Raw genomic sequence first — 22,182 nt, 5'->3', positions numbered from 1 at the left:
AAGCAAGCCAAAACTTACGTCATTAATGCATGGCTACCGCATGCCCCACCCCGACGATAGGCGCAATCCCGTCGCGCCGATCCAGCCGCCCCGCCAGCGAAGTCAGTCCCAACGCGCCCAGCACCACAATGGCACCGATCCAGGGCGTCGCCATCAGGCCGAGATGGCTGACGATCAAGCCGCCGCCCCAGGCGCCCAGCGCGATACCAACGTTGAATGCCGCAATGTTCAGGCCGGACGCCACATCCACCGCCTGCGGCGCATGCCGTTCGGCTTGTTGTACGACATACACTTGCAGGCCAGGCACATTGCCGAAGGCAAAAGCGCCCCATGCCAGCACTGTCAGCACCGCCAGCCATGGATTGGAAGCCGTGAATGTCAGCACAAAAAGGACCACCGCCAGCATGGCAAAGACAATTTGCAAGGCGCGTATCGGCCCCTTTCTGTCGGCCAACTTGCCGCCCCAGATATTGCCAAAGGCCACCGAAACGCCGTATACCAGCATCACCAGGCTGACGGTGGAAGCGGAAAATCCTGATATTTCCTGCAAGATCGGTGCGAGATAGGTAAAAGCGATAAAAGAGCCGCCGTAACCCAGCGCCGTGATCGCATACACCAGCAACAGACGCGGTTTCTTCAGGACGGCAGCCTGAGTCAGCAGCGACGCCGGCTTGCTGCCCGCAATATCATTCGGCACCAGCATCCAGCTGCCGATAAAGGCAATCACGCCCAACAGCGACACGGCGAGGAAAGTCGACTGCCAGCCCCAGGTCTGGCCGATCCAGGTGCCCAGAGGCACGCCGGTGACCAGCGCCACGGTCAGCCCGGTGAACATGATGGCGATCGCGCTGGCGGCCTTCTCCTTGGGCACCAGGCTGGTCGCAATGGTTGAGCCGATGGAAAAGAATACGCCGTGCGCCAGGCCGGTCAGCACGCGCGCCGCCATCAGGGCCTCGTAACCCGGCGCCATCCACGCCACCAGGTTGCCGATAGTGAACAGCGCCATCAAGCCTAGCAGCAGATGTTTGCGCGGCACACGGCCGGTGAGCGCGGTAAGCACCGGCGCGCCAATCGCGACGCCTAGCGCATAGAGGCTGACCAGCAGGCCGGCGGATGGAACAGAGACGCCAAGGCTGGCGGCGATGGTGGGAATCAGTCCGACAATCACGAATTCGGTGGTTCCTATGGCAAAAGCGCTGAGTGTGAGCGCCCAGAGTGCGAGTGGCATGACGGTTTCCTGTTGTAATTTAACGTCATGGAGTTTGCACTCAGCAAAGACAAAGAAAAACCGCTGTGCCGTCAATTCATATTTGATTAGGAATCAAATATACGGCGAATTTAGTGCCTACTCAGCAGCAATTCACAGAAACCAGGCATTTCACCGAATTTGACCGCAAGAGTCGGGGTGCAACGTCAGCGCCAACTACCTACACTGGCAGCAGTCAAACCGATACGGAGAAAACGATGGACACAGTGCGCGCAACGCTCGGCAGCCAGGAAACCATCGCAGAACGGATCAGCGGCGCAGACTGGCATGGCATCGCGCACGACCTGGACAGTTACGGCAATGCACTGCTTACGCAGCTGCTGACGCCGGCAGAATGCCAGGCGCTGATTGCGCTGTACGCCCGCAAGGATCTGTTCCGCAGCCGCGTCGTGATGGAACGGCACGGCTTCGGCCGCGGCGAATATCAGTATTTCAGCTATCCGCTGCCCGACCTGATCGGCGACTTACGCCAACTGCTATATCCAAGGCTGGCGCCGCTTGCCAACCGCTGGCACGCCAGCATGCATATCGATACCAGGTTCCCGCAGCAGCATGCCGATTTCATCGCTCGCTGCCATGTCGCGGGCCAGTTGCGGCCGACGCCGCTGATGCTGCAATATGGCGCCGGCGACTACAACTGCCTGCATCAGGATTTGTATGGCGAACATGTGTTCCCCCTGCAGGTGGCGATCCTGCTGTCGCAGCCGGGGCAGGATTTCAGCGGCGGCGAGTTCGTGATGACCGAACAGCGGCCGCGCATGCAGTCGCGTGCGGAAGTGGTGCCGCTGACCAGAGGCGATGCCGTGATCTTCGCGGTCCACAATCGCCCGCTGCAAGGCCAGCGCGGCGCATATAGGGTAAATTTACGGCATGGCGTCAGCCGCATCCGTTCCGGCACACGCCACACCTTAGGCGTGATTTTTCACGACGCTCAATGAAGAAACAGTATGACTCTCGATTTATTTGATGCGCTGGAACCGACCGAACAGCGCCAGGAACAGCTGGCCTCGGGCGCGTTCGTCCTGCGCGCCTTCGCCCTGCCCTGCGTGCCGCAATTGCTGCCGGCGCTGGCGCTGATCGAGCACGCCTCGCCATTCCGCCATCTGGTGACGCCGGGCGGCTTCCGCATGTCGGTCGCCATGACCTGTTGCGGCGCCCTCGGCTGGACCAGCGACCGCCGCGGCTATCGCTACAGCGCCATCGATCCGGATAACGGCCGGCACTGGCCACCAATGCCGCCCAGCTTCCTGCAATTGGCGCAAAGCGCCGCCGCGCAGGCCGGCTACGATAACTTCATGCCCGAGGCTTGCCTGATCAACCGCTATGCGCCGGGAACCAGACTGACCCTGCACCAGGACAAGGATGAACTAGACTATGACGCGCCGATTGTCTCGGTGTCGCTCGGCGTTCCGGCGATGTTCCTGTTCGGCGGCAATGAGCGCAGCGACAAGGCTGCCCGCGTGCCGCTGTTCCATGGCGATGTCGTGGTGTGGGGCGGCCCTGACCGTTTACGCTTTCACGGCATACTGCCGCTGAAGGAAGCCGAGCATCCCTTGCTGGGCCGGCAGCGCATCAACCTCACATTTCGCAAGGTAGCCTGATGAAGATCGCCGCCGATATTTCGGAAACCGCTTATCGCCGCGCAGAAGCTTTCCTGTCGGGGCTGGACCAGGACTGGGCGCGCCACATCGCCACCATCGGTCCCTGCCGCCACGCCGCCAAGCCGGCGCGCGAACCCTATCAAGCCTTGGTGCGCGCGATCGCTTATCAGCAACTGCACGTGCGCGCCGGCGACGCCATCCTCGGGCGCATGCTAGCCTTGTATGGCGACCAGGGCGAAAACAACTTCCCGACGGCGCAACAACTGCTGGCTACCGACGTCGCCACATTGCGCGGCTGCGGATTTTCCGCCAACAAAATCGCGACCATCCACGGCATCGCGCAAGCAGCGCTGGACGGTGTGGTTCCGGTACGCAAGGAAGCGCTGAAAATGAGCGACGAAGCACTGATCGACAGGTTGCTGCCCTTGCGCGGCGTCGGCCGCTGGACCGTAGAGATGCTGCTGATCTACACGCTGGAACGTTCGGACATCTTGCCGGCCGACGATTTCGGCGTGCGCGAAGGTTATCGCCGCCTGAAAAACCTGGAACAGACGCCGACCAGAAAACAGATCATCGACATCGGCCAGGCCTGGAGCCCTTATCGCACCGTGGCATCCTGGTATCTGTGGCGCCTGCCGAAAACTCCTGCCGCTGAACAGATTATTTGAATTTGAAAGCAAGACTCGGAGTGTAGCCAGCCTAATGCATGGCTAAAGTAGAGCTACACCAATCCAACCGGAAGCCGATATGCGAACGCTGACACCACATCAACACACCGCTGCACAAAGCGCGGAACGCGACCCACGCTGGCGCGCCGTGCTGGCCAGGGATCCGTCTGCCGACAAACTGTTTGTCTATGCCGTTAAAACCACCGGCGTATATTGCCGGCCCAGCAGCCCGACCCGCTTGCCGCGGCCGGAAAACGTCGAATTTTTCGATACTCCGGCAGCGGCCGAAGCGGCCGGCTACCGGCCTAGCAAGCGCGGCGCCGACCAGACCACCGTCGCCACCCAGCACGCCGAACTGGTCGCTGCCGCCTGCCGTAGCATAGAGACGGCGCTGGAACTGCCCAGCCTGGAAACGCTGGCGGCCGATGCCGGCCTCAGCCTGTATCACTTCCACCGCGTATTCAAAGCGGTCACCGGCCTGACGCCGAAAGGCTATGCCGACGCCAACCGGGCTAGGAAAGTGCGCGATCATCTGAGCCACAGCCATTCCGTCACCGAAGCCATCTACGACGCCGGTTTCAATTCGAATAGCCGCTTCTACGAAGCCTCGGGAAAAGTGCTGGGCATGACGCCCACCGACTATCGCGCCGGCGGCGCCAATACCGAGATCCGCTTCGCCATCGGCCAATGCTCGCTCGGTGCGATCCTGGTGGCGCAAAGCGAGCGCGGCGTCTGCGCCATCTTTCTCGGCGACGACCCGAACGCGCTGGCGCACGACTTGCAGGATAAATTCCCGCACGCCCACCTGATCGGCGCCGATCGCGATTTCGAACAACTGGTGGCACAGGTAGTCGGCTTCATCGAAGCGCCCGCCCTCGGCCTCGATCTGCCGCTGGATGTGCGCGGCACTGCCTTCCAGCAGCGCGTATGGCAGGCACTGCGCGATATTCCTGCCGGCAGCACCGCCAGCTATGCTGAAATTGCCGCCCGCATCGGCTCGCCCAAGGCAGTGCGCGCGGTGGCGCAAGCCTGTGCCGCCAACAGCCTGGCGGTGGCGATTCCCTGCCATCGTGTGATCCGTAGCGATGGCAGCGCCTCGGGCTATCGCTGGGGAGTGGAACGCAAGCGCGCCCTGCTGGAACGGGAAAGCCGCGATTGAAAGCCGAAATCGGCCATGTCGGCAAGACATGGCAATTGACTGGTGCGGATGGCAAACGCTATGACAGCACGCAGGCGGGCAGCCTGGGCGGCCATCGCCGCAGCCGCATCTACGGACGTCTTGACTGCCGTGCGGCGCTACAGGCGATAGCCAGAGGCGGCTACATCGCGCAGCGGGTATTTTTCTTGCATCAGGCCGACGCCGAAGCGGCAGGCTACCGGCCTTGCGCAGTTTGTTTGCCGCAGGAATATGCGGTTTGGAAGAAGAACAAAAATCTAATCGATAGCAGGAAATAAAACGCCGCCGCTCCGCTTATACAGGACGCAATTGCTCGGCCAGCGAACGGGTTTTCTCGCTCACCACATCGCCTGTATGCAGCGTCGACTTGCGCTCGATCAGCATCAGGTGGCACTCTTCTTCAGCCACCGGATTATGCCGCACGCCTTTCGGCACGACAAACATCTCGCCCTCGGAAAGTTCGACCGAGCCCTGCTCCATTTCGATCCGCAAATGCCCCTTGAGAATCAGGAACAATTCGTCTTCATTCTCGTGGCTGTGCCAGGCCAGAGAACCCTTGACCTTGGCCACCTTGATATAGGAATCGTCGACTTCCGCCACCACGCGCGGCGACCAGTGTTCGGTCAGCGCGGCGGCGATTTGCTTGGGTGATGTGATGTCCGTCATGTTGACGCTCCAGGTTGAAAACAGATTTGCTCTTAGTCTCTCATCTTGAGCAGCACCAGCAATTGCTACGCCTGCCAAGGATTGATGACGCTGACGCCAGCGGCGTCAAAAGGCGCCGTGTCGCGTGATGCCACGATGAATCCCCGCGAAACTGCAATCGCAGCTATGTAACCGTCAGGCATCGGGAATCCTCGCCCGGCGGCCCTGGCCTTCACGGCCAGGTCAGCATAGTGCTGTGCTGCATCGCTGTCGAATGGCAGCACGCGATCCCTGAATAGTCGCCCCAGTTCGTCAAGGGCCTGTGCCAACATGTCTTTGCGCTTGCCCGCAGGGAGCGCGCCGATGCCAAACAGCAGCTCTGCCAGCGTCACGCTGGACAGATACAGCGTTTCAGCGGCTTGATCGTTCAGCCATGCCCGCACGGCGGAATGCGGCTCCGGTTTCATCGCCTCGGAAACAACATTGGTATCGAGAACAATCATTCAAACCTCAACGGCTGGGCCGGAGTCTTCTCTGTCAATTGTTCGAGAACCTCGACATCCTCATTCGTGAGACCGATCTTCTGGCCCAATGCCGCCAGGGCTTCACCAATCAGAACTCGGGTCTCTGGTTTGACTGCGATCGCCAGAATCTCGCGGACTTCGGCCTCGGTGCTGCGGCCATGTTGAGCGGCCCGTACCCGCAGTGCGCGATGCACCTCGTCGGGCAAATTGCGTACTGTCAACATTGCCATAGAGTCACCTCACAAAAATGCATTCGATGCATTCATAATATAATATTGAATGCAACACCGCAAGGCGGGGATAACGCATCTATCGTGGAGCCACGTACTAGCCTTTCAGCTTGTTCGCCAGATAATTCCTCACCTGCTGCTCTTGTTCGGCCGACATGTTTCCCAGGATCCCATGCCGATGCGGCGGAATATGGGTGGCCACGTCGTCGTTCTCGTCAAACACATAATGGTTAAAAACAGCGGCCCAAGCCTGGCGGTAGGCCGGTGCGCGGCGCTTCAGGTTGAGCAGCGCCAGCATCAGGCTGTCAAAGCCGGAATGCATCGAATCGGCAGTGCCGACCGCCCCGCCCCACCAGTAATTGACGAGGATATTGCAGCTTTGCAGCGACTCGACGTGATGCCACCACAGCGGCGGTATGTAGAGCGCATCGCCGGCTTCTAGTTCGGCGACCTGTGCCGCCGCCAGCGCATCCTTGAATTTCGGATACCTGGCGAAGTCCGGTTCCTTCAGCGACACCATGCTGATCGGCGCGCCGGTCGGCGCGAAATCCACCGGCCCGATATACAGGTTGCCGATCTGCTCCGGTGGAAACAAGGTGAAGCGGCGCTTGCCGCTGACTACGCAGGCGATATTGTGGGCATCGTCGAAATGCGCCGGGGTGGTGACCGCATTGCCTATCCATATGCGCGGGATGACCTCGGGCCCAAGCAGCGACAATTTATTCTCGTCCAGGAAACCCGGCAGGCAATTGGCGATCAGCGCGCTTTGCGCGGCGACCGCGGGAGGATTGGGGAAGCCGCGATAACGCATCAGCTGATCCAGGATCGCAGAGACCGGCAGACGGTTGCGCAGGTAGTTAAAACCGTCCATAGTTTCATCGTAGAAGATGCGGCCCTTGGCTTCCGGCCGCGTCATGATGGCGTCGACGTCGCTGCCGTTATCCAGCTTTTTCAGGTAAGTGCAGATCGCTTCTGCCGAGGTCTGCGCCAATTTCACCGCCGGCCAATGCTTTACATAACCGCGCAAGACGACAGGCTGGTATTGCGCGGCGATTTCTTCCATGAACGTCATGTCATCGACATTGAAGCGTTCGGGAATGGACGGCAATTCATGACTCATTCAGCATCCTCTTGGTTGAACGGACTGCATCGATCTGGCCGCTCAGGATAACCCGATTCCGGCGCAATTTGGCAGGGCGGAGCTGAAAATTCAATGCATGCCCGGAGCCGCATGAACACTATCCATGCGCACCAATGCCATGTCGGCGGCAATGATAAGATGGCACCTGTATGGAAATGCAAACCTAATAGTGAGGATGCAATGTCGGAATAGACCACGTGCAGCTGGCGATGCCTGCCGCCCATGAAGACGCCGCGCGCCGTTTTTACGGCGATATTCTAGGGCTGGTCGAACTGCCAAAACCTACGGACCTGGCCGCCCGGGGCGGCGTATGGTTTTTGTGTGGCGCGGTGCAATTGCACCTGGGCGTGGAAAAGGAATTCCGGCCGGCGCGCAAAGCGCATCCTGGACTAGTGGTGGACAAGCTGGCGCCGCTGATTGCCGCCCCGACCGAGGCCGGCCACAACGTCAAACCTGACACGCCGATTGCCGGCTTTACCAGGATTTTTACGGAAGACCCGTTTGGCAACCGCATCGAGTTACTGGAACCGGATCGGGGAACCTGAAGCCCCATCCGTCTCAGACAAGCTACATCAATGCCGACAGAAAGCCTGCCTCATTTCATTGCTTGATTGCGGCAGCGGGCGCCGCAATCATGTGGATATGTGAAATACCGTCTTCGTCATACAACTCACCCACCGGCGCGAAACCGAAACGTGCATAGAAGCGCTGCAAGTGCGCTTGCGCGCCGATCTTGACATCCTGTCCAGGAAACAACCTTGCGGTTTGCGCCATCGCCTGCTGCATCAGTTCATGGCCGGCGCTTTTGCCGCGCAATTCCGGCGCCGTCACCACGCGCCCGATCGACGGCAAGTGGAACGCCTTCCCCGGCGGTACGATGCGCGCATACGCACCCAGTTCACCGTTCGGCAGATAACCCAGGCCGTGCCAGGAATGCAGGTCGATACCGTCGGCATCCTGGAATACGCAGGTCTGTTCCAGCACGAATACGCGCTGCCGCAACTGCATCGCTACATACAGTTGCACAGTGCTCAGCTCCTGGAATGGCAACCAGCGCCATGCCATCATCATTGCTTCTGCCATAGCCTTTAAGCGGTGCCGCCGACGGTCACGCCATCGATGCGCAAGGTCGGCTGGCCGACGCCGACCGGGACGCTCTGGCCTTCCTTGCCGCACACGCCGACGCCCGGATCGAGCTGCATGTCGTTGCCGATCATGGAAACCCGGTTCAAAACATCGGGACCATTGCCGATCAGGGTCGCCCCCTTGACCGGATAGGTGACCTTGCCGTTTTCGATCATGTAGGCTTCGCTGGCCGAGAACACGAACTTGCCGTTAGTGATATCGACCTGGCCGCCGCCGAAATTGACTGCGTACAAGCCGTTTTTCACCGACGCGAGGATTTCCGCCGGATCCTTGTCGCCGGCCAGCATGTAAGTATTGGTCATGCGCGGCATCGGCAGGTGGGCGAACGATTCGCGGCGCGCATTGCCGGTGACCGGCATTTTCATCAGGCGCGCGTTCATGGTGTCCTGGATATAACCCTTCAGGATGCCGTCTTCGATCAGTGTGGTGCACTGGCTAGGATTGCCTTCGTCGTCGATGTTCAGCGAACCGCGGCGGTCGGCAAGGGTGCCGTCATCGACCACGGTGACGCCCTTGGCGGCGACGCGCTCGCCGATGCGGCCGGAGAACGTGCTCGACCCTTTTCGGTTGAAATCGCCTTCGAGGCCGTGGCCGATCGCTTCGTGCAACAGGATGCCTGGCCAGCCAGGGCCGAGCACCACGGTCATCGGACCGGCCGGCGCAGGACGTGCATCCAGGTTGACCAGCGCCGAGGAAACTGCATCCGCGGCATATTGCTCGATCAAGGCATCGCTGAAATAGCCGTAGCTATAGCGGCCGCCACCGCCGCTGCTACCGGTTTCGCGGCGACCGTTCTGTTCAACAATGACGGTCACCGACAGCCGCACCAAGGGCCGGATATCGGCGGCGATGACACCGTCGCTGCGCGCCACCAGCACCACATCGTATTCGGCGGCCAGGCCGGCCATGACCTGCACCACGCGCGGGTCCTTGGCGCGCGCCATGCGCTCTACCCGTTCCAGCAACTTGACCTTGTCGGTGGCGTCCAGCGACACCAGCGGATCGTTCGGCAGATACAGCGAACGGCCACCGCTTTGCTGCATGCCGGCGGCGATCTTGATCTTGCCCGCGCCCTGGCGCGCAATGGTGCGCGTCGCTACGGCAGCGTCATGCAGCGCACGTTCGGAAATTTCATCGGAATAGGAAAACGCCGTTTTGTCACCGGAAATCGCACGTACGCCGACGCCCTGGTCGATAGAGAAACTGCCGGTCTTGACGATGCCCTCTTCCAAACTCCAGCCTTCGCTCTTGGTGAACTGGAAGTAGAGATCGGCATAATCGACCTTGTGGGTGAACATGGTCCCCAGCGCTTTCAGCAAGCCCGATTCGTCCAGCCCGAACGGGGTCAGCAGGATATCGCGTGCAATGGCTAAAGTGCCCAGGTTTGGTTCGAATGGTTTCATATAATTCCGGCAATAGACAGTGGTGTTAGTACGGATTGTAGAGCATCCGGCTGCAGGGTGTGGGCACCTGTGCCCACGCGTGACTGCGATAATCGGAGCACAGCTGCAAAAACGTGCATGTAGATGGAGTGAGTTCACGCGTGGGCAAGATGCCCACCCTACAATTTGCGATGCAGCAACGCCGGCAAACTATCCCGCACTCCTTTAAGGAAATGGGGGTCGATACTGCCGCTGACAAGGCCCTCGCCTTCGGCCAGCACCGATTTAATTTCGCCCCAAGGGTCGATCAGCATGCTGTGGCCCCAGGTGCGGCGGCCGTTGGGATGCTTGCCGCCTTGCGCCGCCGCCAGCACATAGCACTGGTTTTCGACGGCGCGGGCGCGCAACAGGATTTCCCAGTGTGCTTTGCCGGTGGTGTAGGTAAACGCCGCCGGCACCACGATCAGGGCGCAATCGCCCAGCGCCCGGTACAGCTCGGGAAAACGCAGGTCGTAGCAGACCGACAAGCCGACCTTGCCGAACGGCGCCTGGAAACTGCCGGTCTCCTTGCCGTAGACGATGGTGCGCGCCTCGTCGTAGGACTCTTCGCCCTTGCTGAAGCTGAACAGGTGGATTTTGTCGTAGCGGCTGACCTGGTGGCCGGCGGGATCATAGACCAAGGTGGTGTTGAGCACCTTGCCGACCTCGCCGGCGATCATCGGCAAGGTGCCGCCGATCAGCCAGATACCGTATTCTTTCGCCAGTTGCGCCATGAAAGTCTGGATCGGCCCTTCGCCCAGGATTTCGGCGCAGGTCAGCTTGTCGGTGTCCACCATGCCCATGATCGGCCAGTATTCGGGCAGCAGCACCAGCTGCGCGCCCTGGCCTGCGGCTTCGGCCACCAGGCGGCGCGCGGTGTTGAAATTTTCTTCCAGCACCGGGGTCGACACCATCTGGATCGCGGCGACGTTGAAACTGGCTGAACTGGGTATCTGCAGGCTCATGATGCCGAACTCCTATGCTGAGGCACTGATTAGCGGCCGGACGACAGATCGGGATTGCTCGCGGTCGGCGTCTCGGTCTTGTGATCAAGCTTGGTCACCACCGGATCGGTCCAGCCGCCGGTAATATTATATTCAAAGGTAAAAGCCCGCATCAGCGGGTCGCGCAGGAACAGCTGCGCCAGGAAAGTGCCGATGCCAACCACCGGATTGATCGCCAGCGCCACCACCGAGGCCGTGCCGGCATTGATCTCCGGCAGCACCGCCACATGCAGGTCCTGGGTTTCACGCGCAATATCGGCGACGCCATCCATCAATACGGTGGCGCTGACGCCGCGCATCTTGAAGTTGTCGGTATGCGCCTTGCCTTGTGCGATGGTCGCCGTTCCGACCACGCTGTCGAAGGCGAAACCGTCGGAGAAGATGTCGCGGAAATCCAGCGTCAGACGGCGCGGCAGGGATTGCAGGCTGAGCACGCCCAGCAGCTTGGCTGCGCCAGGATCGACTTTCAGAAACTGGCCGGCAGCCATGTCGAGGTTGACCTGGCCCGACAGCGACGGGATGTCCATGGTGAACGGCAGGCCTTTCCAGCTGACCTCGCCATCCATGCGGCCCTTGGTGGCGCGCAGCACATGGGCGAAGCCGAAACGATCGAGCAGCTTGCCGGCGTCGGCGATATCCATGGCGTAGGTCAGGCTGGTGGTGTTGTCGCCATCGACCGTAGTCCATTTGCCGTCGGCCTTCAATTCCGCATCCGGATTCTTGATCGACAGCTTATGGATGCGCCACTCGCTGCCGACCGCGGCGCGCACATTGTTGGCGCTCAGCTCCAGCCGTCCCAGCTTCTTGCCAAGCAGCTGGAAATCGTCGGCGATGATGTCCAGCCCGGGAATCTGGGTGGATCCGCCCTTCCCCTCCAGCACCTCGCCCACATCCGTTTCCCCACCCTGCGGAATGATCAGCGACGACAAACGCGCAGTCACCTTGCCGAGGCCGTGGCCGCTGGGCGATGCGCTCCAGGTGACATAGCCGGAGGCCTGCTTGGAATCGACGTTGACCTGCCAGATGTTCTTCTGGTGCGAGGCGCCCACGACAACGTTATCCAGCGTCTTGCCCAGCAACACCAGCTGGTTGGCGCGCACCGACACCAGGTTCGGCTCGGCATATTGCACCACGCCGGCCATTGGTGATTCCTCGCCGGCCTTGGCGGCGCTGCTGTCGCCAAGGCTGCTGGTCAGGTTGTTCCAGGCATCGACGTTCAAGGTCTTGGCATTGATGTTGATCGCCAACCCGCTGTCCGGCTCCGGCGCAGGCGTGTTGATGCCGATGCCGCCGCGCACCACTCTCCAGTCGGCCGCCTTGCTTACCAGCGCAGCGCCATTATTGACGCTGCCATTTTCAGCCTTGTTTTCAGCCTTGACGACCGGCTTTTGCCGCTGATAGCGGGCAACAATGCCGGACCCCAGCGCCAGCCTGAGCTCATCGCGAACGATCGCGGCATCGTCGGAAGCAACCCCCAGCCACTCGAATTTCAGCGGCATCGCTTCATTGACGCTCTTGCGCAGCGGTTCCGGGAAATCCAGGGCGATGCCTTGCATGCTGGATTCGATCAGCAGTTCCGGATGATGCTCGCGAATCGCCACGGTAGCGTTGTAGCGCGTGTTGCCGTTGGCATGCGACAGCAGTTTTTGCATCGCCGGATAGGGATACATGGCGCGCAAGCCGTCGATGCCGGCAGTGCCGTCGATCTTGATCACGGTCTGGTGATCCGGCTGCGTGCCGCCGCTGGCCTGCACCGGGCCGCCCAGCAGGTTGCCCTTGATGCCGTTCAGGTTAAAGCCCTTTTCATTGAACTCAAGCTTGCCTGTGGCATTGGCGATAGGAGGAATGATTTTTTGCAGGACCACGTCGTTGTTCAGGAACTGGAGGACGCCGGTGACCTTGGTATCGAGCGCATGCGACAGCGGTATCTGCAGGTTCAGCTGCAGCTTGGCATTGCCCTTGCCCTGCGATTCGCTGGTGAAGCCATCGATCCAGTGCAGCACCGGGCTGTTGTTGGTGAACTGCAGGAAGTCCTGCAGGGCGCCGGCGGCATTGCCGTCGATCAGCAGCATCTCGTCATGCGACGACAGATCCGGCACCGTGGCGGTGACGTCGCTGACGCCGACCGCCGACGTCTTGGCGCTGACGGCCTTGATCTGCAAGCGCGTACGTTCCAGGGAAAAAGTACCGTCTATGTTTTCCAGCAAAGGCCACAAGGGTTGCTTGCCGTCCTGGCCGAAATGGCCAGGTTCATATTCCAGCGTGCCGTTGACAATTTTGCCGGCAACACTGAATTCGCCCTTCGGCTTGGCGTTCGGCGTGTCGGTGCGAAATGGAAAATCGGCCAGGTCGCCCTTGATCTTGATGGCGACGTCTTTCGCGCTGCCCTCCTTGAGGGCGCCGACCAGCCAGTCGTGCAAGTGTTCCGGCGTGTGGATAGGCAGATAGCGGCCGATTTTCTTGAGGTCAAATTCGCTCAGGGTAGCGTTCATGTCGATCACCCCCAGTGCGACGCCATGCCGGTCTTGCAAAGGCAACAGCTGGCTGCCCGATAACGTGCCGGCCACGCCGTCCTGAAGGAAATTCATGCTGTCGATTTTCAGCAGCAGATTTTTTTGCTGGAAGACCCAGCTGGCCTGCATATCCAGCTTGTCGAACGGCAGCAAGGGGTCCTCGAAAAATCCGGGCAGGTTCAACTGCATCTTTTCCGAGGCCAGATGGATGCTGCCGCCATCCTGGCTGGCATTGATGCTGCCGCTCAGGTTATCGACGCCGGGAATGGCGGGTACCGCAGCCATGGCAGGCTGGCTGGCGGTCTTTGGCTGGGCCGGGCGCGGCAACTGCGGATTGATGGTGAGGCCCTCGAAGCTGCCTTTCGCAGTGTAGGCAGTGATGGCGGGATACGCACCTTGCCATTGCGCGGAAAAATCGCGCAACTGGCCGCGCGGGGCAAAGTCGTCGATCATCTTGATCTGCGGCGCCGTCAGCGGCAGCCGCTGGGCAAAGCTGGCCAGGGTCTGCAAGTCCAGGGCCTTGGCCTGCAGAGTGTATTTTTCCGCCAGTTTGCCCTGTGCCGGCGTGTAGGATTCACTGATGGTGGTGCGCGGCAGCATCAGGCCGTCTGCCGTCTTCAGGGAAAAGTCCGTGAGTTCGACCGCATGGCCGTTGGCGCCAAAGGTCGGCGCATCGTTTTGCGGCACTGGCCCCAGCACTTCGTGCGCGGATACGCGGCCGCTGACATTTTCCAGCGCCAGCGGCTCGAGGTCACTCCGCAGCTTCATCGACAGATTGCTCAGTTGCAGATCCGCGGTAAAGTTGCGCACCTTGGCGTGGTCGAGATCGAGCCAGGCTTGCAGCGTTCCCTTGCCTTGCGTCAGTTCCAGCGGGAAATCAAAATAAGCGAAATAATCTTTCCAGACCGCCAGATCGATATCGTGCAGGTTGGCATACAGCGTCCCGGTCCAGCGCTTGACGTCGGCGGTTTTCTGCGCGAAGACCGGATGGACGAAATTCGCTCGCACATCCAGCGGCGCGGCAAACGCTGCCGGCGGCGTCGCCCGCACCGACAGCTGATGGCGGCGCCAGCGGTTCTGCAGCACCAGATCGATATTGGTCAGGGTCAGTTCAGGCGCCTTGCGCAGATCGTCGCGCCAGCGCAACTGGCCATTGCGGATGACGATGCGGTGCTGCGCCAGCAGCCATTCGGCGCCGGCGCCGTCATTTTTTTCCTTGGAGTTGACCAGGATGCCGCCGACGAACAGATTGCCCTGCGCATCGCGTTCGATCTGCAGGTTCGGCCGGTCGATTTCCAGCGCCGCCAGCCTGACGCTGCCCACCAGCAGCGAACGCCAGGAAATGGTGGCGGCGACTTGCGGCAAGGTCAGCGCCGCCTGGCCGCTTTTATCGTGAATTACAACGTTATCTAATGTCAGGTGCGGTTGCAAACCATGCCAGGAGGCTTGCAACGCGCCGATAACGATCGGATTGCCCACGGCCTTGCTGGCGATTTGCTCGACTTCCGCCTTGTAGTAGCCAATATTCGGCAGCACTACATAGCGCAAACCCAGAAACAGCCCGCAAAACAGGAAGTACGCCACGATCAGCAACTTCAGCAAGGCGCCCAGCAAGTGGTGCGTTACTATGTTTACGTGCTTGTAAGTGGCAATTCCGGCGCGCCAGCAGACGGCAAGTCGGCTAGCTGGCGGCGGTAAATTTGGTTGTTGTTCCAACATCAATCAGAATCGGTAAAATAGAGAGCTCAAGGTAGAATAAGATGACAGCATCTGATTGATTCCAGTGCGGCAAGCTGCGCATGTTGCTGTTTAGGTTCGACAAGCTGCCAGCCCATATGTTCGCATGGATCAGTGCCAAGAAACAAAAAGGCGCACTATAGACGCCGATTTTCTTCCATTTCGCTTCAATTAACCTTCAGAACCGTGACTCCATCCCTCATCAGCAGCACCGCCGCCTCCCGCTTCTATACGCGCTGGATCAATGCCGAAGCCGGACGCGCCGAGCGGGTTGCCCAGCTGGCGGCCTCAGCCGCAAGGTTAACCCTCAGCCCCGCGCTGCTAAAGCAGTTGTTACAAAATGAAACAGATTCCGGCATGCCGTTACCGCGCGCCATGCGGCGCCTGCGCAACCTGCTGGTATGCACGCTGATTGAACGCGATCTAGACGGCCGCGCCGACCTCGATGAAGTGGTCAGCGCGGTCACGCATTTCGCCGAATTTGCAGTGCAGACCCACCTGGCGGCGCTGACTGCCGACATGGTGGCGCTGCACGGCGTGCCGCAGGGCGAAGAGTCGGGCCAGCCGCAGGAACTGATCGTGCTCGGCATGGGCAAGCTGGGCGGCTGCGAGCTCAACGTTTCGTCCGATATCGACCTGATCTTCGCCTATCCGGAAGATGGCGACACCCAGCCGGCCAATGCGGAACAGCGCAGCTTGTCAAATCACGAGTTCTTCACCCGGCTGGGCAAGAAACTGATCGGCGCCCTCTCCGAAATCACCGAAGACGGCTTCACCTTCCGGGTCGACATGGCCCTGCGCCCTAACGGCGCCTCGGGGCCGCTGGTGGCCAATTTCAATATGGTGGAAACCTATCTGGTGACCCAGGGCCGTGAATGGGAGCGCTACGCCTGGTGCAAGGCGCGCGCCCTTACCGGCCGTACGGAAGACATCGCCGCGCTAGCCAATATCAGCCGCCCGTTCGTATTCCGCCGCTATCTCGACTACGGTTCGATCGACGCCATGCGCTCCATGCACGCGCAGATCCATACCGAGGTGAAACGCCTGGAAGCGCTGCATCCGGAACGCAGCAACAACGTCAAGCTGGGCCGCGGCGGCATTCGCGAGATCGAATTCCTGGCGCAGGTATTCCAGCTGATCCGCGGCGGCCGCGACAGCGAGCTGCGTGACCGCTCGACCCGCGCCACGCTGCGCACCCTGGCTTGCAAGAACCTGCTCGACGCCGAAGTGGTCGACAAGCTGCTGGCCGCCTACGACTTCCTGCGCAACCTGGAACACCGCCTGCAATACCTGGACGATGCGCAAACCCATACTTTTCCTACCAATGACGCGGATTGCCTGATCATCGCCCAGGCCATGGGCTTTGCCGATGTGCCGGCCCTAATGCAGGTGCTCGACCAGCACCGGACACTGGTCGATGCCCAGTTCGCCGATATCTTCAACGACAAGCAGCAGGACCGCAGCGCCGGGCAGGACTGGGACGACGCCGACAATGTGCTGCACACCCTGAGTGAGAGCGACAATCACGAAACCATCACCATCGTCCTCACCCATTGCGGCTTTTCCGACGCCTCGGCGGCAGCGCAGCGGCTGGTGACGACCTGGCAATCGACGCGCGTGCAGAACCTCCCGGTCAGCAGCCGCAACCGGCTGCTGGCGTTGGTCAATGCAGCGTTGCCGGTGGTGGCGGCGATTCCTGAACCGGAGCGCCACCTTCCGACCCTGAACCGCCTGCTCGATTTTCTCGAAGCGATTGCTCGCCGCGCCGCCTACCTGGCGCTGCTGACCGAATATCCGGCTACCCTGCACCGCGTGATCCGCATGATCAGCGCCAGCGACTGGGCCGCCAAATACCTGACCCAGCATCCTATCCTGCTGGACGAACTGCTCGATCCGCGCAGCCTCAACGCAGCGCCGGACTGGCCGGCGTTTGCCCTGGAATGCCGGCGTCAGCTGGAAACCGCGCCCGGTGACACCGAGCGCCAGATGGACTTGCTGCGCGAAATGCATCATGCCCAGCAGTTCCGCCTGCTGGCGCAAGACCTGGAGGGTGTGCTCAGCATCGAGGCGCTGGCCGATCATCTGTCGAGCCTGGCGGATACCCTGGTGGCCGCCACGGTGCAGGCGATCTGGAACATGATGCCGGCGCGCCACCGTGAGATTCCGCTGTTCACCGTGATCGCCTACGGCAAGCTGGGCGGCAAAGAACTCGGCTATGTCTCCGACCTGGACGTGGTGTTCCTGTACGACGACGAAGACCAGGACGGCCCCGGCCTGTACGCCAAGCTGGCGCAGCGCTTCATCACCTGGATGACCAGCCATACCTCGGCCGGCATCCTGTTCGATATCGACATTGCCCTGCGCCCCGATGGCGCCAGCGGCTTGCTGGTGTCGTCGTTCGGCAAGTTTGAAAAATACCAGCGCGAATCGGCCTGGCTGTGGGAGCACCAGGCCCTGACCCGGGCCCGCTTCTGCGCCGGCGACGCTGCCATCGGCGAGCGCTTTGAAACCCTGCGCGTGGAAGTATTACGCCAGGTGCGCGATGCCGGCAAGCTGCAGGCCGAAGTGCTGGACATGCGCCAGAAGATGCGCGATGCCCACCCCAATCGCAGCGAGCGTTTCGATCTCAAGCATGACGCCGGCGGCATGATCGATATCGAATTCCTGGTGCAATTCCTGATCTTGCGCCATGCCGCCGACTATCCGCAGCTGACCGCCGATATCGGCAACATCGCGCTGCTGAAACTGTGTGGGGAACTGGGCTTGATCGATGCGGCGCTGGCCAGCGCGGTGGCCGACGCTTACCGGACATTCCGCAAACTGCAGCATCAGGGCCGTTTGCAGGGAGAAGAACGGGCGCGCGTGGCGCCCAGCCGCATCGCTAGCGAAATCGCTATGGTAAAGCAGTTATGGGAGCAGACGTTCAAGATCATCTGATCCGGCAAGCAGGCATTCAGACAAACCCGAAAAACCCCATGATCATGAGGACAAGCGCACGCCCCCTGCGCTTGTCCGGCGCCGCCTGACGCTCTTCGCCGATCACTTCATCGTCCAGCGTCAGCTGCCCAGACTCGAAGGTCGCCAGGATCTGGCGGGCAACTGCGACATGTTCGGAGGCCACTTGCAGGCGCGCGCCGCCGGTGGCCACCGCCAGCAGCGAATACACCTGGGTGATGCCGCCGTCGAGCACAAACGCCGGTATCCGCTCGGACTCCAGCAAGGCCCGCATGACTTCCAGATCGGAAGGCGTCATCGAGCGGGCAATCGTTTCGAAATCGCCCTGGCTATCTGCGCTGACTGTCATGCCGGCTCCCGGATCAGGTTAGGTTATTCGCAACATGACCTACTATAGCGCATTGCTCCCAAAAGAAAAGCGCCCCGCTCAGTTAATGAGCGGGGCGCTTTTACCATGCAGCTGCAAGCAAGGTCTTACTTGGCGTTCACCAATGCAACCGTGGTGTCCAGCATGCGGTTGGAGAAACCCCACTCATTGTCGTACCAGCTCGAGACCTTCACCAGACGGCCGGAAACCTTGGTCAGCGTCGAATCGAAGTTGGAGGAAGCAGGATTGTGGTTGAAATCGACCGATACCAGCGGCTCGACGTTATACGTCAGCAAGCCCTTCAGCGCGCCGTTTTCCGAAGCATCTTTCATGATCGCGTTGACTTCGTCGACAGTAGTGTCGCGGGCAGCGACGAACGACAGGTCGACCAGCGAGACGTTGATGGTCGGCACGCGGATCGCAAAGCCGTCCAACTTGCCGTTCAGTTCAGGCAGCACCAGGCCGACCGCTGCAGCGGCACCGGTCTTGGCCGGAATCATGCTCATGGTGGCGGAACGGGCGCGGCGCAAGTCTTCGTGGTAAACGTCTGTCAGCACCTGGTCGTTGGTGTAGGAGTGGACGGTCGTCATCAGGCCGTTCAGCACGCCGATCTTGTCGTTCAGCGGCTTGACCAGCGGCGCCAGGCAGTTGGTGGTGCAGGAAGCGTTGGAGATCACGGTGTCGCTGGCTTTCAGCACGCCGTGGTTGACGCCGAACACGACGGTAGCGTCGACATCCTTGCCGCCCGGTGCGGAGATGATGACTTTCTTGGCGCCGCCCTTGATATGCGCGCTGGCCTTTTCCTTGGTGGTGAAGAAGCCGGTGCATTCCAGCACGACGTCAACGCCCAGCTCGCCCCATGGCAGTTCTGCCGGGTTACGCTGCGCCAGGACCTTGATGCGGTCGCCATTGACCACGATGAAGTCGCCGTCGACTGTCACTGTGCCAGGGAACTTGCCGTGGGCAGTATCGTACTGGGTCAGGTGAGCGTTGGTCTTCGAGTCGCCGAGGTCGTTGATGGCGACGATTTCGATGTCATGCTTTTTGCCGCCTTCGTAATGGGCGCGAAGGATGTTGCGGCCGATACGGCCATAGCCATTGATGGCGACGCGGATAGTCATGGTTTTCTCCTAAGGTATTAACAAAAACAATAAATTTGTTGCAACTTCATCACGAACGTTTCAATTGACTCTGATGGTACGCCAGCCATAGCCGGCTTCCTGCAAATCCAGCCCATCCCAGTTGAACGGCTGCTCGGTCAGCAGCTCGGCGCCCAGCATTTCGTAAAACTGCCGTGCCGGGCGGTTATCCGCCAGCACCCATACCAGCATGTTGTTGGCGCCGGCGCTGGCCAGTGCCGCAGCCACATGGGCCACCAGCTTACGGCCGATGCCGGCGCGCTGCACCGAAGGCTCCAGGTAGATCGCCGACAGCTCGGAGTCGAAGCCAAGCTTGGATTCAGCCAGCGTCATGCCGGCAGCGAAGCCCAGCACCTCGCCGTCGACCTCGGCCACGAAGACATTGGCGGCGTTCGAAGTCGCCGACAAGATGCGACTCCAGATGGCTGTGCTGTCTTCGATCTTCATGCCGTCCAGGTAATCGTCCGGAATGATGCCGCGATAAGTGGTGCGCCAGCTATCGATACGCACCGCCGCAATCACCCCGGCATCGTCGACGGTGGCGCGACGGATGACGACATCGCCAACAATGTTGGCAATGTCCATCTTGCGGATCGCTCTGGCAGCTCTCAGATTCATGCCAGTACCAGCTTGGTCTTGGCCACGACGTTTTCAACGGTGAAGCCGAAATGCTTGAACAGCACAGGAGCCGGGGCCGATTCGCCGAAAGTGTCGATACCGACCACCGCGCCTTCCAGGCCGACATATTTGTGCCAGAACGCCGTCACGCCGGCTTCGATCGCCACGCGCGGCAAGCCGCGTTGCAGCACGCTGGCTTTGTAGGCGCCTTCCTGGCGGTCGAAGACGTCGGCGCAAGGCATAGAAACCACGCGCACTGCGATGCCTTCCTGAGCCAGCGCTGCCGCTGCCTGCATCGCCAGCTCCACTTCGGAACCGGTAGCGATCAGGATCGCCTTGGCGTCAGGCGCATCTTTCAAGATATAGGCGCCGCGCTGGATATTGGCGATCTGCGCTGCATCGCGTTCCTGGTATTGCAGGTTCTGGCGCGAGAAAATCAAAGTGCTAGGACCGTGCTTGCGCTGCACTGCCTGCTGCCATGCCACGGCCGATTCAACCGTATCGCATGGACGCCAGTTATCCAGCTGCGGAATCAGGCGCAGGCTGGAAACGTGTTCCACCGACTGGTGGGTCGGGCCATCTTCGCCCAGGCCGATGGAATCATGGGTGAAGACAAAGATCGAACGGATCTTCATCAGCGCTGCCATGCGCAAGGCATTGCGGCTGTAATCGGAGAAGGTCAGGAAAGTCGCGCCGAACGGGATGTAGCCGCCATGCAGGGCAATGCCGTTCATCATCGCGCTCATGCCGAATTCGCGCACGCCGTAATTGATGTGGTTGCCCGGCTGGTCAGCGCGCACTGCCACGCTTTCTTTCCAGTTGGTCAGGTTGGAACCGGTCAGGTCGGCCGAACCGCCGAGGAATTCCGGCAGCACCGGCGCCAGCGCCTGGATCGCATTCTGGCTGGCCTTGCGGGTGGCGATGGTTTCTTTTTTCTCGACGCAAGTGGCAATGTATGCGCTCACTGTCTGCTCGAAATTGCCTGGCAGCTCACCCTTCATGCGGCGGGTGAATTCGGCTGCCTGCTGCGGATGCGCGGCGGTGTAAGCGGCAAACAAGGCATTCCAGTCGCCTTCGAATTGCTGGCCTTGCGGCTTGGCGTCCCATGCCGCGTAGACGTCGGCCGGGATTTCAAACGGGGCGGAAGTCCAGCCCAGCGCTTCACGCACGGCGGCGATTTCCTTGTCGCCCAATGCTGCGCCGTGCACCTTGTCGGTGCCGGCCAGGTTAGGCGAACCCTTGCCGATCACAGTCTTGCAGCAGATCAGGGTTGGCTTGTCGGACAGCTTGGCTTGATGGATGGCGGCGCTGACGGCTTCCACATTGTGACCGTCGACGGCGCGGATGACGTTCCAGCCGTAGGCTTCGAAACGCTTCGGGGTGTCGTCCTTGAACCAGCCTTCAACATGGCCATCGATCGAGATACCGTTATCATCATACAGCGCGATCAGCTTCGACAGGCGCAGCGTGCCGGCCAGCGAACAGGCTTCGTGCGAGATGCCTTCCATCAGGCAGCCGTCGCCGACGAAAGTGTAAGTGTAGTGATCGACAATCGCCAGTTCGCCGCGGTTGAATTCCGCCGCCAGCAGCTTTTCCGCCAGCGCCATGCCGACCGCATTGGTCAAGCCCTGGCCGAGCGGGCCGGTAGTGGTTTCAATCCCTGGTGTGACATCGACTTCCGGATGGCCTGGCGTCTTCGAATGCATCTGACGGAAATTGCGGATCTCGTCCATAGGCAGGTCGTAGCCGGTCAGGTGCAGCAAGGCATATTGCAGCATCGAGCCATGGCCATTCGACAAGACGAAACGGTCACGGTTGAACCAGTGCGGATTGGCCGGGTTGTGACGGTAGTGCTTGGCCCACAAGGCGACTGCGATTTCCGCCATGCCCATCGGCATGCCGGGATGGCCGGAATTGGCTTTTTGTACAGCGTCCATTGCCAGTGCGCGGATTGCATTGGCCATCTTGGTAGTCGGAAGTGTGGAAGTCATGGTGTGAGCGGTAGGCAACGGTTGAAAACTGGTTAGTG

20 protein-coding genes are annotated in these 22,182 nt (G+C 60.7%); 7 read left to right on the top strand and 13 right to left on the bottom strand.

The genetic code is table 11. The annotated features are described in order from the left end of the window. Positions 1-22 precede the first annotated feature (22 nt). Positions 23-1,228 carry an MFS transporter gene (locus CPter91_RS05795; protein ID WP_061938157.1) on the bottom strand — a complete coding sequence of 402 codons (1,206 nt, stop codon included), beginning with the start codon at positions 1,226-1,228 and terminating at the stop codon, positions 23-25. 236 nt (positions 1,229-1,464) lie between these two features. Here CPter91_RS05795 and CPter91_RS05790 point away from each other — a divergent pair, with 236 nt between their 5' ends. The 5 genes from CPter91_RS05790 to CPter91_RS05770 all read left to right on the top strand — a co-directional run bounded on the left by CPter91_RS05790 (position 1,465) and on the right by CPter91_RS05770 (position 4,991). Continuing rightward, positions 1,465-2,205: a 2OG-Fe(II) oxygenase gene (locus CPter91_RS05790; protein ID WP_061938156.1), complete on the top strand. Its 741-nt coding sequence runs from the start codon at positions 1,465-1,467 to the stop codon at positions 2,203-2,205. Between the two features lie 9 nt (positions 2,206-2,214). Further along, positions 2,215-2,868, top strand: a complete 654-nt coding sequence (gene alkB / locus CPter91_RS05785) for a DNA oxidative demethylase AlkB (protein ID WP_061938155.1) — start codon at positions 2,215-2,217, stop codon at positions 2,866-2,868. Then, positions 2,868-3,536, top strand: a complete 669-nt coding sequence (locus tag CPter91_RS05780; RefSeq protein WP_061938153.1) for a DNA-3-methyladenine glycosylase family protein — start codon at positions 2,868-2,870, stop codon at positions 3,534-3,536. The genes alkB and CPter91_RS05780 overlap by 1 nt, the downstream gene beginning before the upstream one ends. Before the next feature lie 79 nt (positions 3,537-3,615). Beyond that, complete coding sequence (gene ada, locus CPter91_RS05775) at positions 3,616-4,695, top strand: bifunctional DNA-binding transcriptional regulator/O6-methylguanine-DNA methyltransferase Ada (RefSeq protein ID WP_061938150.1); 1,080 nt, start codon at positions 3,616-3,618, stop codon at positions 4,693-4,695. Next, positions 4,692-4,991, top strand: a complete 300-nt coding sequence (locus tag CPter91_RS05770; RefSeq protein WP_236905941.1) for an Ada metal-binding domain-containing protein — start codon at positions 4,692-4,694, stop codon at positions 4,989-4,991. The genes ada and CPter91_RS05770 overlap by 4 nt, the downstream gene beginning before the upstream one ends. 16 nt (positions 4,992-5,007) lie before the next feature. Here CPter91_RS05770 and CPter91_RS05765 read toward each other — a convergent pair whose 3' ends face one another. The 4 genes from CPter91_RS05765 to CPter91_RS05750 all read right to left on the bottom strand — a co-directional run bounded on the left by CPter91_RS05765 (position 5,008) and on the right by CPter91_RS05750 (position 7,232). Then, the gene (locus CPter91_RS05765) at positions 5,008-5,379 is read right to left on the bottom strand and encodes a cupin domain-containing protein (protein WP_061938147.1); all 372 of its coding nucleotides are present in this window, start codon (positions 5,377-5,379) and stop codon (positions 5,008-5,010) included. A gap of 65 nt (positions 5,380-5,444) precedes the next feature. Beyond that, entirely contained in the window at positions 5,445-5,861 is a 417-nt protein-coding gene (locus CPter91_RS05760; protein WP_061938144.1) for a type II toxin-antitoxin system VapC family toxin, read from the bottom strand. Beyond that, a complete protein-coding gene (locus CPter91_RS05755) occupies positions 5,858-6,112 on the bottom strand; it encodes a FitA-like ribbon-helix-helix domain-containing protein (RefSeq protein ID WP_061938141.1) in 255 nt (84 codons plus the stop codon). The genes CPter91_RS05760 and CPter91_RS05755 overlap by 4 nt, the downstream gene beginning before the upstream one ends. A gap of 97 nt (positions 6,113-6,209) precedes the next feature. Then, positions 6,210-7,232, bottom strand: coding sequence for a cupin-like domain-containing protein (locus CPter91_RS05750; protein ID WP_061938138.1), 1,023 nt, complete (start codon positions 7,230-7,232; stop codon positions 6,210-6,212). A gap of 218 nt (positions 7,233-7,450) precedes the next feature. Between CPter91_RS05750 and CPter91_RS05745 the strand changes: the two genes are divergently transcribed. After that, positions 7,451-7,798 (top strand): VOC family protein, encoded by a 348-nt coding sequence (locus tag CPter91_RS05745; RefSeq protein WP_236905940.1) that lies wholly within the window; start codon positions 7,451-7,453, stop codon positions 7,796-7,798. Positions 7,799-7,853: 55 nt separating this feature from the next. Here the strand turns inward: CPter91_RS05745 and CPter91_RS05740 are convergent, their stop codons facing one another. The 4 genes from CPter91_RS05740 to CPter91_RS05725 form a co-directional block, all read right to left on the bottom strand. Beyond that, the gene (locus tag CPter91_RS05740; protein WP_236905939.1) at positions 7,854-8,324 is read right to left on the bottom strand and encodes a GNAT family N-acetyltransferase; all 471 of its coding nucleotides are present in this window, start codon (positions 8,322-8,324) and stop codon (positions 7,854-7,856) included. 17 nt (positions 8,325-8,341) lie between these two features. Then, positions 8,342-9,802, bottom strand: coding sequence for a metalloprotease TldD (gene tldD, locus CPter91_RS05735; RefSeq protein ID WP_061938133.1), 1,461 nt, complete (start codon positions 9,800-9,802; stop codon positions 8,342-8,344). A 158-nt stretch (positions 9,803-9,960) separates the two neighbouring features. Next, positions 9,961-10,785, bottom strand: coding sequence for a carbon-nitrogen hydrolase family protein (locus tag CPter91_RS05730; protein ID WP_061938130.1), 825 nt, complete (start codon positions 10,783-10,785; stop codon positions 9,961-9,963). Positions 10,786-10,814: 29 nt separating this feature from the next. Further along, a complete protein-coding gene (locus tag CPter91_RS05725) occupies positions 10,815-14,951 on the bottom strand; it encodes a YhdP family protein (protein ID WP_258577559.1) in 4,137 nt (1,378 codons plus the stop codon). Between the two features lie 309 nt (positions 14,952-15,260). Between CPter91_RS05725 and glnE the strand changes: the two genes are divergently transcribed. Then, entirely contained in the window at positions 15,261-18,011 is a 2,751-nt protein-coding gene (gene glnE / locus CPter91_RS05720) for a bifunctional [glutamate--ammonia ligase]-adenylyl-L-tyrosine phosphorylase/[glutamate--ammonia-ligase] adenylyltransferase (RefSeq protein ID WP_061938124.1), read from the top strand. 16 nt (positions 18,012-18,027) lie between these two features. On the opposite strand, the gene CPter91_RS05715 is transcribed toward glnE, so the two are convergent. From CPter91_RS05715 to tkt, 4 genes are all read right to left on the bottom strand, one after another. Then, positions 18,028-18,378 (bottom strand): putative signal transducing protein, encoded by a 351-nt coding sequence (locus tag CPter91_RS05715; RefSeq protein WP_061938121.1) that lies wholly within the window; start codon positions 18,376-18,378, stop codon positions 18,028-18,030. 125 nt (positions 18,379-18,503) lie between these two features. Then, positions 18,504-19,517, bottom strand: a complete 1,014-nt coding sequence (gap, locus tag CPter91_RS05710; protein ID WP_014007231.1) for a type I glyceraldehyde-3-phosphate dehydrogenase — start codon at positions 19,515-19,517, stop codon at positions 18,504-18,506. A gap of 60 nt (positions 19,518-19,577) precedes the next feature. Continuing rightward, the gene (locus CPter91_RS05705) at positions 19,578-20,153 is read right to left on the bottom strand and encodes a GNAT family N-acetyltransferase (protein WP_082792633.1); all 576 of its coding nucleotides are present in this window, start codon (positions 20,151-20,153) and stop codon (positions 19,578-19,580) included. Beyond that, a complete protein-coding gene (tkt, locus tag CPter91_RS05700; protein WP_061938115.1) occupies positions 20,150-22,144 on the bottom strand; it encodes a transketolase in 1,995 nt (664 codons plus the stop codon). The genes CPter91_RS05705 and tkt overlap by 4 nt, the downstream gene beginning before the upstream one ends. Positions 22,145-22,182: the final 38 nt, after the last annotated feature.

The organism is Collimonas pratensis (assembly GCF_001584185.1).
In the GTDB taxonomy this organism is placed as follows: domain Bacteria; phylum Pseudomonadota; class Gammaproteobacteria; order Burkholderiales; family Burkholderiaceae_D; genus Collimonas; species Collimonas pratensis.
This window is presented reverse-complemented; position numbering and strand designations above follow the sequence as displayed.